Below are 14,764 nucleotides of genomic sequence, written 5' to 3'. Positions count from 1 at the left end.
GCCGCTTTTTCCGGGACAGCAACATGCAGGAACATCAGGCCTCCATCACTGGAGGAACATGCGAGGGCGTCGACCTGGCGGCCCTCGCACAGCGCGAGGGCACCCCCCTGCACGCCTATTCCACCAGTTCGATCCGCCAGCGCATCGGCGATCTCAAAATCGCACTCGCCGGCCTCGACGCCACGATCTGCTTCGCGGTGAAGGCCAACCCCAACCTCGCCATCCTGCAGCTGATGGCGAACGCCGGCGTCGGCGCCGACATCGTCTCGGTCGGCGAACTGCGCCGCGCGCTCAACGCCGGCATGCCGGCCGAGCGCATCGTGTTCTCCGGCGTCGGCAAGAGCGCCGACGAGATCGCCGGCGCGCTGAACGTGGGCATCCTGCGTTTCAACGTCGAATCGCTGGACGAACTGCACACCTTGCAGCGGGTCGCGAAGGCGCAGGAAGTGACTGCGCGCGCCGCCGTGCGCATCAACCCCGACGTGGACGCGCAGACCCACGCGAAGATCTCCACCGGCAAGTCGGAGAACAAGTTCGGCGTCGGCATCGACGAGGCGCGCCGCTGGTTCGCCGATCGCAAGGCGCTGACCCACGTGCAGCTCGACGGCCTGCACGTGCACATCGGTTCGCAGATCCTCAGCCTGGACCCGTTCCGGCTCGCGCTGCAGCGGGTCACCGCGTTCTGGCGCGAACTCGAACAGGCCGGCCATCCGGTCAACAGCATCGACGTGGGCGGCGGCCTCGGCGTGTGCTACCGCGCAGGCGTGGACCGGCCGGTCGCCGCCGCCGATTACGTGGACGCGATCCGCGAAGCGCTGGCCGGCTATCGCGGCCGCCTGCTGCTGGAGCCGGGCCGCTGGCTGGTGGCCGAGGCCGGCGTGCTGCTGACCCGGGTTTTGCGCATCAAGCAAGGCACCGAGCGGCGCTTTCTGGTGCTGGACGCGGCGATGAACGACCTGCAGCGACCCAGCCTGTACGACGCCTGGCACGATATCGTGCCGGTGACGGACGAGCCGCGCCCGCCGACCACCTACGACATCGTCGGCCCGGTCTGCGAAACCGGCGATACTTTCGCCCGTGCCCGCGAGCTGCCCGAATGCGCGGCCGGCGACCTCTTGCTGATCAGGGCCACCGGCGCGTACGGTGCGTCGATGGCCTCCACCTACAACTCGCGGCCGCTGGCGGCCGAGGTGCTGCTCGACCAGGGCCGCTACGCCGTGGTGCGCCGTCGGCAGCACTTCGAGGACATGATCGCCGGCGAGCAGCCGGCACGGAATTGGGAAACCGCATGAACCTGACCGTCCGCCTCGCCCTTCTCACCGCCCTGGCGCTGCCCGCCGCACTGAACGCGCAGGCCGCGCAGGACCCGCCGGTCACCATCGACACGCACGTCGATATCCCGTTCACCTACATGGCCGAGCCGCGCTTCGACGCCGGCAAGGACACCCGGCTGCTGGTCGACCTGGGCAAGATGGAGCGCGGCGGCCTCGACGCGGCGTTCTTCGTGGTCTGGGTGCCGCAGCACCAGCTCGACGCCGCCGGCTACGCCAAGGCAGTGCAACAGGCCAGCCAGAAATACGACGGCATCGGCCGCATGCTGATGATGTATCCCGACCGCATCCGCCTGGCCACCACACCGGAGCAGCTTGTGGCCAACCACAAGGCCGGCCTGCTCTCGGCGACCATCGAGATCGAGAACGCCTACTCGCTCGGCCACGACCTCCGCCGCCTCGACGCCGCATTCGACCGCGGCGCCCGTTCGGTCGGCCTGGTCCACGTCGGCAACAACGACCTGTGCACCAGCTCGCTGCCCGACACCGAGCACGGCGAGCCGGCGATGAACAGCGCGGCCGACACCGGCATGAGCGACTTCGGCCGCGCCGTGGTGAAACGCGCCAACCAGCTCGGCATGCTGGTCGACATCTCGCACGCCTCGGACCACTGCGTGCGCGATGCGCTCAAGGTTTCCACGACACCGATCTACGCCTCGCACTCCGGCGCCCGCGCCGTGCTCGACCACCCGCGCAACCTGCCCGACGACCTGCTGCGCGCGATCGCCGCCAGGGGCGGCGTGATCGATGCCGTCGCCTACAAGGAATTCCTGAAGAAGGATCCTGGCCGCGAGGCCGCCGAGAAAAAATTGCAGGCGGCCGTGGCGAAACAGGCCGGCGAGAAGGAATACGACAGCGACAACGACGACTACCGGCCCGAGATGGAAGCGGGCATGGCCGAGATCCAGAAGCAATACCCGCTGGCCACGCTGGACGACTACGTGAAACAGATCCGGCACATGGTGCAGGTGGCCGGCATCGACCACGTCGGCCTCGCCTCCGACTTCGACGGCGGCGGCGGCATCACCGGCTGGAAGGACGCCAGTGAAACCCGCAGCGTCACTGCTGCGCTGCGCAAGGCCGGCTTCAGCGACGCCGACATCGCCAAGCTGTGGGGCGGCAACCTGCTGCGCGTGTGGGGCGAGGTGGAGCGCCATGCACAACGCTGACACCGCGGGGGCTTCGGTGAGAAGCGGCGTCGATACCCGCCCGAAAGCACCGGCATTCGTCATCCCGGCGAAAGCCGGGATCCAGGGTCTTTCGCCTTGGTGTCGCTTCGGGAAAAGCCGGCGGCACGGGATCCGGGCTTTCGCCGGGATGACGGGGGTTCTCCGCTGCTCGCTCGCATTTTCCGGCGCGGCACTTCTTGGCCTGGTTTCACTGACCATGCCGGTGCGCGCCGAATCTCTCTCTGCTCCCAAGCCGACCTACGACAAGATCGTCGACGCCACCATCGCACGCTATCACCTGCCCGGCATCGCCGTCGGCGTGATCGAGAACGGCAAGGTCGTCTACGTGCGCACCGCCGGCGAGACCGTCGCCGGTTCGGGCCAGCCGATCACCCCGCGCACGCTGTTCAAGATCGCCTCCAACAGCAAGGCGATGACCACCGCGCTGCTCGGCCGGCTGGTCGACCAGGGCAAGCTGCGCTGGGATGATCCGGTGACGACGTATCTGCCGCAGTTCCGCATGCACGATCCCTGGGTGACCGCGAACATGCGCGTGGCCGACCTGCTCACCCACTCCAGCGGCCTGCCCGAGGGCGGCGGCGACCTGATGCTGTGGCCGGAGCCGAACGCGTTCACCCGCGCCGACATCATCCACGGCCTCGCCTTCATCAAGCCCGGCTACAGCTTCCGTTCGCAGTACCAGTACGACAACCTGCTCTACGTGGTGGCCGGCGAAGTGGCCTCGGCGGCGGGCGGCGCGCCGTACGAAACGCTGATGCGCAGCGAGGTGTTCGCGCCGCTGGGGCTGGACCGCTGCCAGGTCGGCGCATGGAACCGCGACACGGTCGGCGACGTCGCCACTCCGCATCGCCGCGACGGCGGGCGCAACGTGGCGATAGCCGAGGATGCGGCGATCCCCGCGATCACCTCCGCAGCCGCCGGCGGCATCCGCTGCGACCTCACCGACATGCTGGCGTGGGCGCGCAACTGGCTGGCGCCCACCCACGCGCAGCTGCAGTGGCTGTCGCCGGTGCAGCGCGACGTGCTGCAGGCGCCGCACATGTTGATCCCGGTCTCCGCGCAACGCCGCGCGTGGGACCACACCCACGTGATGGCCTACGGCTACGGCTGGCGCATGGCCGACGTCGACGGCCAGTGGAGCGTGTGGCACACCGGAACGCTGAACGGCATGTACTCGATGCTGGCCCTGCTGCCGGATCGCGGCAGCGGCTTCGTGTTCATGATCAATGGCGACGCCGGCGACGCGCGCACCGTGCTCGGCGAGGTGCTGATGAAGCACTTCACCGCGCCGGACGACCGTCGCGGCGTGGACTGGTACGCCGACGCGCTGGAGCAGCGGGCGAAACAGAGGCCGGCGGCAACGTCCGCCCCGGACACTTCGCGCCTGCAGCCGGCCAGCGCCGCCGAACTTGCGCGCTGGAGCGGGCAGTATCGCGACCCATGGTTCGGCGACGTCACGCTGTGCCCGCGCGATGGCACGATGCATTTCGCCGCCGCGAAGTCGCCGACGCTGGCCGGCACCGTGATGCGCCTGGGCGACCGCTACCTGGTGCACTGGGACGACTCGGCCGACCTCGACGCCTGGCTGGATTTCCGTGCCGCCGCCGGGCAGCAGCCGGTCTCCCTGCGCATGGCCAAGCTCGATCCGCTGGGCGACTTCAGTTCCGACTACGAAGACCTCGACTTCCACCGCGTGGGGAGCTGCCATCCATGACCAACCCATCGTCCATGACTACCGGCAGGAGCGCGCTTGCGGGCGATGCTCTTTCCTTGGGGCTGCAGAGCAGGAGCATCGCCCGCAAGCGCGCTCCCGCAAAAGCCGCGCATCTCATCGTGTTCGCCTTGCTCGTCGCCCTTGGCGGAGCCGCCCGCGCGGATCAGCCACCCGCCCTGTCGCCGGCAACGACCGCCGCCGCGGCCAACCTGGTCGACATCCGCACGCTGGTGCCCGACATCGCCGAGGACATCAAGTACGCCGGCCACGACAACTTCGTGGGCGCGCCGGTCGATGGCTACCTGGCACCGAAGTGCCTGCTGCTGCGTCCGGTCGCCGAAGCGCTGGCGCGGGTCGAGCGCGAACTGCGCACGCGGCAGCTGCGCCTGAAGATCTGGGACTGCTACCGCCCCGCCCGCGCGGTGGCGCACTTCGTACGCTGGGCGCACGACCTGACCGATCAGCGCACCAAGCCGCAGCACTACCCCACGCTGGACAAGTCGAAATTGCTCGGCGATTACATCGCACCGGTCTCCGGCCACAGCCGCGGCGCCACCGCCGACCTCACCCTGCAACGCTGCGCCGCCGACGGCACCCGTTGCGCGCCGCTGGACATGGGCACCGACTTCGACTTCTTCGATGTGCGCGCCCACACCGATGCGCCCGGCATCACCGCCGCGCAGCACGCGAACCGCCTGCTGCTGCGCGACGCGATGGCGCGCGAGGGCTTCCGCAACTATCCAATGGAATGGTGGCATTACACCTTCACGCCCGAACCCACGCCGCACACGCTCTACGACGTGCCGGTGCAATGACCCGCAGGGCGGGCACTGCCCGCCGGCCCTTCGACCCGTCCCACGCGCTCCGCAAACACGGCGGGCCTTGCCCGCCCTACACATTGATCAACCGGGGGATCTCTGCCTTGCCCAGATTGTTCATCGGCCTTGCTGCCATCCTGCTCGTCGGCTGCGGTTCGGGCACCAAGCCGGTCGACCCGACCGACGCGCTGATGGCGCGCTACGCCGGCGACGTGCCCGGCGCCTCGCTGCTGGTGCTCAAGGACGGCAGGCCGATCGTGCGCCGCGGCTACGGCATGGCCAACCTCGAAGACGGCGACAAGGCCACGCCGGCCACCAACTACCGGCTCGCCTCGGTGAGCAAGCAGTTCACCGCCGCGGCGATCCTGCTGCTGGCCGAGCACGGCCGGCTCGACCTCGACGACCCGGTGCGCCGCTGGCTGCCTTCGCTGCCGGAGACAACGTCCACCGTCACCTTGCGCCAGCTGCTCACCCACACCGGCGGCCTGGTCGACTACGAGGACCTGATCCCGCCAGGCACCACAGCCCAGGTCAGCGACGACGACGTGCTGCGCATGCTCTCGGCTACGCCGAAGACCTATTTCGCGCCGGGCAGCGCGTACCGCTACAGCAACTCCGGCTACGTGCTGCTCGGCCTGGTGGTGGAACGCGCCTCCGGCATCGGGCTGCCGTCGTACCTCAAGCAGCGCATCTTCCAGCCGCTGCACATGGACCATACCCTGCTCTACGAGCACGGCAAGGGGCCGGAAGTGGCGAACCGCGCCTACGGCTACAGCGAGGAACACGGCCGCTGGACGCGCACCGACCAGAGCGTCACCAGCGCCACCCGCGGCGACGGCGGCATCTACTCCTCGATCGACGACCTGGCCAGGTGGGACGCCGCGCTGTACGACGACCGCCTGCTCAGCGCCGCCTCGCGCCGGCTCGCTTTCAGCCCGCACGTCAAGATCACTGGCGAGCCGTACCAGGCCAGCTACGGCTACGGCTGGCGCATCACCGGCGACACGCTGTGGCACTCCGGCGAGAGCATCGGCTTCCGCAACGTGATCGTGCGCTGGCCGAAGCAGCACCTCACGGTGATCCTGCTCAGCAACCGCAACGACCCGGAGCCGTACCGCACCGCGCTGGCGATTGCCCAGCCGTACCTGCATTGACCCTGCCACCATTTTCGCTCACCCGCACCGTCATTCCAGCGAGGCGCTTTTCAACAGCCGAAGGGCTGGTCAAGCTGGAATGACGAGCCATGAAGCCCACCGCCATGTACCCGACACTCCCTGCGTCCCGCCTTCTGCGCATCGCTGGCCTGCTGATCCCGCTCGCCCTGCTCGCCGCCTGCGCCCCGCTGCCGCCGCGCAACCCGCTGGCGACGTGGGTGCCGTCGCCGAACCACGACATCCGCCGCCCGGTATTGATCGTGCTGCACTTCACCAACCAGCACTCGGTGCAGGAGAGCCTGGACACCCTGCGCACCGCCAACAGCACCGGCCCGGTCAGCGCCCACTACCTGGTCGGCGCCGACGGCCGCATCTACCAGCTGGTGTCCGACCAGCTACGCGCATGGCAGGCAGGCCCCGGGCGCTGGGGCACCATCACCGACCTCAACTCCGCCTCGATCGGCATCGAGCTGGACAACGACGGCGCCACGCCGTTCGCCCAGCCGCAGATCGACAGCCTGCTGCGCCTGCTCGCCGACCTCACCACGCGGCTGCGCATCCCGCGTACGCAGATCATCGGCCATGAGGACCTCGCCCCCGGCCGCAAGGACGATCCCGGCCCGCTGTTTCCCTGGAAAACCCTGGCCGACGCCGGCTACGGACGATGGCCGCAGGGCGCGCTGGCCGACCCGCCTGCCGGCTTCGACCCGTGGATGGCGCTGGCCGTGGTCGGCTACCCGCTGGAGGACCGCACTGCCGCCGTGCGCTCCTTCCACCACCACTTCCGCGGCATCGAAAGCGACGCGCTGGACGGCGAGGACCTGCGCATCCTGTACAACCTGGCGCAGCAGATCGAATCCGGCGATGAGGGAAACTGAGCTACCCGTTCACACTTCCAGCCGGTCGTCCGGCCGCGCCACGATCGCGTACAGCGCCGGCATCAGGAAGATGCTGATCAACAGCCGCGTGAACAGGCCGCTGACGATGACCAGGGCGAACGGCCGCTGGGTATCCGTGCCCACGCCCGTTGCCAGCGCGGCCGGCAGCAGGCCGAGCGCCGCCACCAGCGCGGTCATCATGATCGGGCGCAGACGCAGGATCGCCCCTTCGCGGACCGCCTCGGCCACCGCGACGCCATTGCGGCGCAGCTCGTTGACGTAGGAGATGTACACCACGGCGGTCTGCACCGAGACGCCGAACAGCGCGAGGAAGCCGATGCCCGAGGACACCGAGAACGGCGTGCCGGTCAGCCACAATGCGATGATGCCGCCGGCCGGCGCCGACAGCACCACGCCGACCACGGTGATGAAGGGGAATTTGAGGTTGCTGTACAGGGTGAACAGCAGCAGGAAGATCAGCCCCACCGTCAGCGGCACGACCAGGTTCAACTGAGCCCGCGAGGCGGTGTATTCCTTGTATTCGCCGCCCCAGTCCAGCCGGTAGCCGCTCGGCAACTTCACCTTCGCGTGGACCTGTCCGATCGCATCCTCCACCGCGCCGGCAAGGTCGCGCCCTTCCACCGAGAACTGCACGCCGATGTAGCGCGAGTTGTTCTGCCGGTAGATGAAGGAGGCGCCGGTGGTCACCCGGATATCGGCGAACTCCTTCAGCGGCAGCTGCTGGCCGCCCGGCGTGGCCACCAGGATGTTGCCGATTTCCTCGGGGTTGTCGCGGTACGGGCGATCCAGGCGCACGACCAGGTCGAACTGTTTCTCGCCCTGGATCACCTGGGTCGCCACGTCGCCGCCGATCGCGGTCTGGATCAGGCCGTTGATGTCGTCCACGTTCAGGCCATAGCGGGCGATCGCCGCGCGGTTGATCGTGATGGCCAGGCTCGGCTGGCCCAGCTCCTGCACCAGGGTCACATCACGGATGCCGCGCACCTGTTCCAGCACGTGCTTGATCGCCTTGCCCTTCAGCTGCAGCGTGTCCAGGTCCGCACCGAACACCTTCACCGCCAGTGCGCTCTTCAGGCCGGTCTCGGCCTCGTCCACCGCATCCTCGGCGGGCTGGGTGTAGTTGAAGGTGATGCCGGGAAAGACCTGCAGCTTGCGGTTGATCGCCGCGATCAGCTCGGCCTTGTCGTGGTACGCACCCTTCCACTGCGCATACGGTTTCAGGCCGACGTAGAACTCGACGTTGAAGAAGCCGGTGGAGTCGGTGCCGTCGTCGGGCCGGCCCAGCTCCGAGGCGACCGTGGTGACCTGCGGGAACGAGCGCAGGATGTCGCGGATCTGCGGCGCGATCTTCGCCGATTCGTCGAACGAGATGGTGTACGGCATGGTCGCGCGCACCCACAACGCACCTTCGTCCAGGTGCGGCATGAACTCCGCACCGATGCGCGGGATCAGCAGCAGCGCGAGGCCCAGCAGCGCCGCCGAGGCTAGAGTGGTCGCCCATACGCGGGCGAGGCAGAAATCCAGCCCCTTGATGTAGACCGCCTTGATCGCCTCGAACGCGCGGTTGCGCCGCTCGCGCACGCCCTTGCGCATGAACCACGAACACAGCACCGGCAACAGGGTCAGGGTGACCACCAGCGAACCGATCAGCGCGAACACCATGGTGTCCGCCATCGGCTTGAACAGGATGCCCGACGGGCCGGACAGCACATAGATCGGCAAAAAGCTGACCACGATCACCGCCACCGCATAGAACAGCGGACGATCGACCTCCGCGGCGGCATCGCGGATCACCTCGATGACGTTGAATTTCGTTCCCTCGCGATCGGCGAGCTGGCGATAGATGTTCTCCACCATCACCACCCCCGCATCGACCAGGATGCCGAAATCCACCGCACCGATCGACAGCAGATTGGCCGAGGCGCCCTGCAGATCCAGGCCGATGAAGGCGACCAGCAGCGACAGCGGGATGGTGACCGCCACGATCACCCCGGCACGCACGTCGTACAGGAAGAAGATCAGCACCACCACCACCAGCAGCATGCCGCGCAGCAGGTTGTCCCTGACCACCTGGGTGGTCACCGCGACCAGGTCGCTGCGGTCGTAGAACGGATGGACCTTGATGTCCTTCGGCAGGATCTGTTCGTTGAGTTCCTGCGTCTTCGCCTCGACCCGCTTCAGCACGTCCTGGGTCTTCTCGCCGGTACGCAGCGAGATCACACCCTCGACCGCGTCGTCCTGCTTCTCGAAACCGAACTGGCCCAGCCGCGGCGCAATGCCGATGACCACCCGCCCCACGTCCTTGACCAGCACCGGGCTGCCGTCGTGCACCGCCAGCACCGCGTTGCCGATGTCCTCCAGCGTCTGCAGCCGGCCGACGCCGCGCACGTAGTAGAACTGGCCGCCCTGCGAGTAGAAGCCGCCGCCGGCGTTGCCGTTGTTGGCGGCCAGCGCGGCCTTGACCTGCTGCGCGCTGAGCCCGACGCCGGCGATCTTCGCCGGATCCAGCAGCACCTGGTACTGCATGCTGCCGCCGCCGAAACCCGAATCGTCGGCCACGCCCGCCACGGTGCGGTACTGCGGCTCCACCACCCAGTCCTCGAAGGTCTTCAGCTCCATCGGCGAGCGGTCGGAGCTTTGCAGCACGTAGCGATAGATCAGCCCCGACGGCGACGACAACGGCGACACCGACGGCTTCACCCCATCGGGCAGGGAGAGGTCGCCAAGCCGGTTGAACACCTGTTGGCGCGCGAAATAGTTGTCCGTGCCGATGTCGAAGGTCAGCGTGACCACCGACAGGCCGTACAGCGAGATCGAGCGGACATTGTCGGTCTTCGGAATGCCGGTCATGCCCCGCTCGGCCGGCACCGTGATCAGCCGTTCCACTTCCTCGGCGGTATGCCCCGGCCACTGCGTGACGAGCTGGACGCTGGGCGGCGACAGGTCCGGATAGGCGTCCACCGGCAGGCGATGCAGCGCATGCACGCCGGCGCCGATCAGCACCAGCACCAGCAGGGCGATCAGGAAACGTTGCGCCAGCGAGGCACCGACGATCCGGTTCATCAGCGACGCCGCGCGCGGCGGCATGGGCGGCAACTGGTCGCTCATTGGTTTTGCATGAACTGCACGAAGATGGCGCCGTCGACCACGATCCGGTCGCCCGGCTGCAGCCCTTCGCTGACCAGGTAGTCGTCGCCGGTGCGCGGGGCCGCCGTGACGTGCCGGCGCGCAAAGCTGCCGTCATGCTGGACGAGGTAGACGAACGGCAGGTTCTCGTCATCGCGCAGCAGCGCCGACGCCGGGATCAGCAGGCCCTCGCCGGCCTGGCGCGACTGGATCCGCACGCGCACGTACATCTGCTTGCGCAGCGCGCCCTCCGGGTTGCGGAGCACGATGCGCGCGGCGACCGCGCGGGTGTCCGGGTTCACCACCGCGGCAATGTTGTCCACCACGCCCGCCAGCGCCGTCCCCGGCGCACCGGCGTCGACCTGTGCCGGATCACCGACCTTGATCCCGGCAAGTTCCGCCGCCGACACCTGCGCCATCACCCACACCTTCGACAGGTCGGCCACGGTGAAGCAGGGCGTAGTGCCCGCCTGCAGCAGCTGGCCGGGGGTGATCAGCTTTTCCACCACGGTGCCGGCGACCGGCGCGCGGATGATGCCCTGCACGCGCGCCACCGTGCCGCCGGCCTGGATCGCCTTGATCGTGCCGGCATCGACATGCAGCGCCACCAGCGCCTGCAGCGCCGCGTCCCGATCGGCTTCGGCGCTGGCGGCGTCGGTCTGCGCCTGTTCGGCCTCCCGCCGCGAGACGCCTTCGTGCTGCAGCAGGTCCTGGTCGATATCGGCCAGCCGGCGGGTGTTCCGCGCGCTGACCAGGGCCTTGCGATAGGCACCGATCGCGGCCGAGAAGTCCGGCGAGTCCACCAGCGCCAGCGGCTGGCCCTGGCGCACCTTGTCGCCCGGCGCCACCAGCAGCCGCGCCACCGGCCCGGAGAACGGGGCCAGCACGCTGGTCGCCTGGTCGTTGTCGAAATCCACCACGCCGGTGGTCTCGATCGCGCGATGGAAGCTGGCCGGCGCGACGGTGAACAGGTGGATGCGCTGGCGCTGCGCCGGCGTCATCGTCACGTTCTGCGGCGTATCGGACACTGCAGCGTGCTGCGCTTCGGGCCTGGAGGAACAGCCGGCCGCACCAAGCAACGCGCCCAGCGCGAGCAGGAACGCCGCGGGACGCCATGGCATCAGGCACGGCGCCGAAGATGATCTACTTTTCATCGCTGTCCCGGTCTGCCTTGGCGTGATCCGAATCGGAGGGGTGCGGCTGCTTCGACGCGGCGTCGGCCTGCGTAGCGTCCGCGGCGTTCCACCAGCCGCCACCCAGCGCCTGGAACAGCGCCGCGGTGTCGGCGTAGCGGCTGGCCTGCGCCTGCACCAGCGCGATGCGCGCCTGCTGGTAGCCCTGCTCGGCGCCGAGCAGGGACAGGTAGCCGGCATAGCCGTCCTTGTACTGCCGCTGCGACAGATCCAGGGTGAGCTTTGCCGCCTGCGCGGCGCTGCTCGCCGCCTGCAGGCCTTCGGCATCGTGCTGCAGCGCAGCCAGCGTATCGGCCACATTCTGGAACGCCGTCAGCACCGTGCTGCGGTATTGCTCTGACGCCTGCACGTAGGCCGCCTTCGCCGCGCGCTCCTGGTGCAGCAGGCTGCCGCCGTGAAAAATCGGCGCGGCGATATCGGCACCGATACCCCAGAAGCCAGTGCCGCTCTTGAATACTTGGTCGATCGCCACCGCGGTGCTGCCCACGTTCGCGGTCAATGAAATATTCGGCAACCGGTTCGCGATCGCCACGCCGATATTGGCGCTGGCCGCGTGCATGTTCGCTTCGGCCTGGCGCACATCGGGCCGTTGCGCCACCAGCGTGGATGGCAGGCTCAGCGGCAGTTGCTGCGGCAACTGCAGGCTGGCCAGGTCGAACGCCTGCGCCGGCGCTTCGCTCGGCAACCGCCCGGCCAGCACCGCCAGCAGATCGTTCTGCTGATCAAGCCGGGTCAGCAGCGGCGGCAGCGTGGCCTGCAGCTGGGCCAGTTGCGATTCCTGCGCGGCGAGATCGAGCCGGCCGGCATATCCCTTGGCCAGCTGGTAGCGCAGGATGTCCACCATTTTCGAGTCGATCGCGATCAGCTCGCGGGTCGCGTCGATCTGCGCGCGCAACGAAGCCTGCTGCACGGCCGTCGCCACCACGTTGGTGCTCAGCGTGATGCGCGCGGCGATCATCTGGAAACGCGCGGACTGCTCCTGCGCCTCCACCGACTCCACTGCGCGCCGGTTCAGGCCGAACAGGTCCGGCGCATAGGAAATGCTGAGCTGCGGAGTGAAGAAGCTGTACAGATACTCCTGCGGCACCACCGGATAGTTCGGCCCGGGTGCCACCTGTTGCGATTGCTTCTGGCGGGTGGCCGAGAAACTGCCGTCGACGGCGGGATAGTAGGCGCCACGCTGCGCGCGGGCATTCTCGTGCGCCACCGTCAGCGCCGCCTGCGCGGCCTTCAGGTCGGCGTTGTGCGCCAGCGATTGTTCGATCAGCGCATTGAGCTCGGCGGAATGGAACAGCGTCCACCACTGCGCGGGAATGTCGCCACCCGGGACGAAGCGCTGCTGCTCTCCGCCCGCGACGTCCGCACTGGCGGTGGTGGCCGGCAGCGGGGCGGCGGTCAGGCGGCCGACTGCGGGCGCAGCAGGCCGCTGAAAATCCGGCCCCACCGCGCACCCGGCGAGGCCCAGCACGGCCGCAGCCGCAAGCAGCCGCCGCAGCGGCAACCGCGTCGCAAATGGCAACGAGCGCAGCCGCCCGATCATCGTGGCCATCACGTCGACGGCGCCGCCATGCACTCGAACCACGGGTTGTTCATGCGGACGCGTCTTGGCCAAAGGATCGGAGACGCAACGATATAACGTACCAACATCGTCGCGAAACCCTGCAAGAAATTACGTTCGGCGACGGGCGGCCAGCCATGCCATGGGACGCGTCGGCCGGCCGTCGGTTTGCGTCCCGGACTTAGGGACAACCGCGCATGGACGCGCCGTTCGAATGGATGGCCGGCCGGACGAGGCCGTCGACGATGACCGCGCGCCTACAGCCCCTTCGCCGCCTGCGCCACCGCGCGGAACAACGCGCGGCCCTTGTTCATCGTCTCCTCCCACTCGGCGGCGGGGTCGGAGTCGAACACGATGCCGGCGCCGGCCTGCACGTGCAGGCGGCCGCCGTGGATCACCGCGGTGCGGATCGCGATGGCGGTGTCGGCGTCGCCCCACCAGCCGATCCAGCCGATCGCGCCGCCGTAGATGTTGCGCTTGGCCGGCTCCAGTTCCTGGATGATCTCCAGCGCGCGCACCTTCGGCGCGCCCGAGAGCGTGCCGGCCGGGAAGGTGGCCTTCAGCACGTCCATGTAGCTCAGGCCTTCGCGAACCGTGCCCTGCACCTGCGACACGATGTGCATCACATGCGAGTAGCGCTCGATCGCGAACGAGTCGCTCACTTCCACGCTGCCGGTTTCGCTGATCCGGCCCAGGTCGTTGCGGCCGAGGTCGATCAGCATCACGTGCTCGGCGCGCTCCTTCGGATCGGCCAGCAGCTCGGCTTCCAGCGCCTGGTCTTCCCCTTCTGTGGCGCCGCGCCGGCGCGTGCCGGCCAGCGGACGCACCACCACCTTGCCGTCCTTGAGACGCGCCAGGATTTCCGGCGAGGAGCCCACGATCTGCGTTTCGCCCAGGTCGACGAAGTACATGTACGGCGAGGGGTTCAGTGCGCGCAGCGCGCGGTACACGTCCACCGGCCGCGCGTTGAAGCCGACGCTGAGCCGCTGCGACGGCACCACCTGGAAGATGTCGCCGGCGCGGATGTATTCCTTCGCCTTCTCCACCATCGCCTCGAACTCGTCCCGGGTGAACGAGGACTTGAAGTCGCCCTCGTCCAGCGCGGTCGACTGGGTGAGCTGCGGGTAGGAAGCTCCGCCCTGGCGCAGCCGGTAGACCAGCGCGTCGAGCCGGCGCTGCGCGGCGGCGTAGGCCTGCGGCTGCGCGGGGTCCGCATGCACGATCAGGTACAGCCGGCCCTTGAGGTTGTCGAATACCGCCACTTCCTCAGCCAGCATCAGGAGCACGTCGGGCGTGCCCAGCTCGTCGGCGCGATCCCACTGCGCCAGGCGCGGCTCGATGTAGCCGATCGTCTCGAAGCCGAAGTAGCCGACCAGGCCGCCCGAGAATGCGGGCAGCTGCGGCAGCCGCGGCACGTCGTACTGCGCGCGCAGCTTCTCGATCTCCGCCAGCGGGTCATCGAGATGCCGGCGCCCAGTGACCTCGCCGGCGTCTTCCACTTCCAGCTCATGCCCGCGCAGGCGGTACACCCGCTTCGCGGGCAGCCCGATGATCGAATAGCGTCCCCAGGTGGCGCCGCCCTCGACCGACTCGAACAGGAAGGTGTACGGCCCGTCGGCCAGCTTCAGGTACACCGACAGCGGCGTGTCGAGGTCGGAGAACACCTCACGCACCAGCGGGATGCGCGTATGCCCCTGGGCAGCCAGCGCGTCAAATTCGTCTCGGGAGATCACGTAGGGGGGATCCGGATGGCCAAACGAGGAAGCGGCCATTGTAGGCGA

The 14,764-nt window shown here is 68.6% G+C and carries 10 protein-coding genes; 6 read left to right on the top strand and 4 right to left on the bottom strand.

Features of this window, described 5'->3' with window-relative positions; all coding sequences use genetic code 11:
* The first annotated feature begins 23 nt into the window (after window positions 1-23).
* The 6 genes from lysA (at window position 24) to DEO45_RS11030 (ending at window position 7,085) form a co-directional block, all read left to right on the top strand.
* Window positions 24-1,292 carry a diaminopimelate decarboxylase gene (lysA, locus tag DEO45_RS11055; protein WP_114343494.1) on the top strand — a complete coding sequence of 423 codons (1,269 nt, stop codon included), beginning with the start codon at window positions 24-26 and terminating at the stop codon, window positions 1,290-1,292.
* A complete protein-coding gene (locus tag DEO45_RS11050; RefSeq protein ID WP_114343492.1) occupies window positions 1,289-2,500 on the top strand; it encodes a dipeptidase in 1,212 nt (403 codons plus the stop codon). The genes lysA and DEO45_RS11050 overlap by 4 nt, the downstream gene beginning before the upstream one ends.
* Window positions 2,501-2,717: 217 nt before the next feature.
* The gene (locus DEO45_RS11045; protein WP_114343490.1) at window positions 2,718-4,235 is read left to right on the top strand and encodes a serine hydrolase; all 1,518 of its coding nucleotides are present in this window, start codon (window positions 2,718-2,720) and stop codon (window positions 4,233-4,235) included.
* Complete coding sequence (locus DEO45_RS11040) at window positions 4,232-5,050, top strand: M15 family metallopeptidase (RefSeq protein ID WP_114343488.1); 819 nt, start codon at window positions 4,232-4,234, stop codon at window positions 5,048-5,050. The genes DEO45_RS11045 and DEO45_RS11040 overlap by 4 nt, the downstream gene beginning before the upstream one ends.
* A gap of 107 nt (window positions 5,051-5,157) precedes the next feature.
* A complete protein-coding gene (locus DEO45_RS11035; RefSeq protein WP_114343486.1) occupies window positions 5,158-6,207 on the top strand; it encodes a serine hydrolase domain-containing protein in 1,050 nt (349 codons plus the stop codon).
* An 89-nt stretch (window positions 6,208-6,296) separates the two neighbouring features.
* Window positions 6,297-7,085, top strand: coding sequence for an N-acetylmuramoyl-L-alanine amidase (locus tag DEO45_RS11030; RefSeq protein WP_114343484.1), 789 nt, complete (start codon window positions 6,297-6,299; stop codon window positions 7,083-7,085).
* 9 nt (window positions 7,086-7,094) lie between these two features.
* On the opposite strand, the gene DEO45_RS11025 is transcribed toward DEO45_RS11030, so the two are convergent.
* The 4 genes from DEO45_RS11025 to trpE form a co-directional block, all read right to left on the bottom strand.
* Window positions 7,095-10,214, bottom strand: a complete 3,120-nt coding sequence (locus tag DEO45_RS11025) for an efflux RND transporter permease subunit (RefSeq protein WP_114343482.1) — start codon at window positions 10,212-10,214, stop codon at window positions 7,095-7,097.
* On the bottom strand, window positions 10,211-11,353 hold the full coding sequence (locus tag DEO45_RS11020; protein ID WP_114343480.1) for an efflux RND transporter periplasmic adaptor subunit: 1,143 nt from the start codon (window positions 11,351-11,353) through the stop codon (window positions 10,211-10,213). Before DEO45_RS11020 ends, DEO45_RS11025 begins: the two co-directional genes overlap by 4 nt.
* A 22-nt stretch (window positions 11,354-11,375) precedes the next feature.
* A complete protein-coding gene (locus tag DEO45_RS11015) occupies window positions 11,376-12,965 on the bottom strand; it encodes an efflux transporter outer membrane subunit (RefSeq protein ID WP_189339736.1) in 1,590 nt (529 codons plus the stop codon).
* A 275-nt stretch (window positions 12,966-13,240) separates the two neighbouring features.
* The gene (gene trpE / locus DEO45_RS11010; protein ID WP_114343859.1) at window positions 13,241-14,716 is read right to left on the bottom strand and encodes an anthranilate synthase component I; all 1,476 of its coding nucleotides are present in this window, start codon (window positions 14,714-14,716) and stop codon (window positions 13,241-13,243) included.
* Window positions 14,717-14,764: the final 48 nt, after the last annotated feature.

The organism is Rhodanobacter denitrificans (genome assembly GCF_003335105.1).
GTDB classification, from domain to species: Bacteria; Pseudomonadota; Gammaproteobacteria; order Xanthomonadales; family Rhodanobacteraceae; genus Rhodanobacter; species Rhodanobacter denitrificans_A.
The sequence above is the reverse complement of the archived record's forward strand: the minus strand, read 5'-3'. Positions and strand labels throughout refer to the sequence as shown.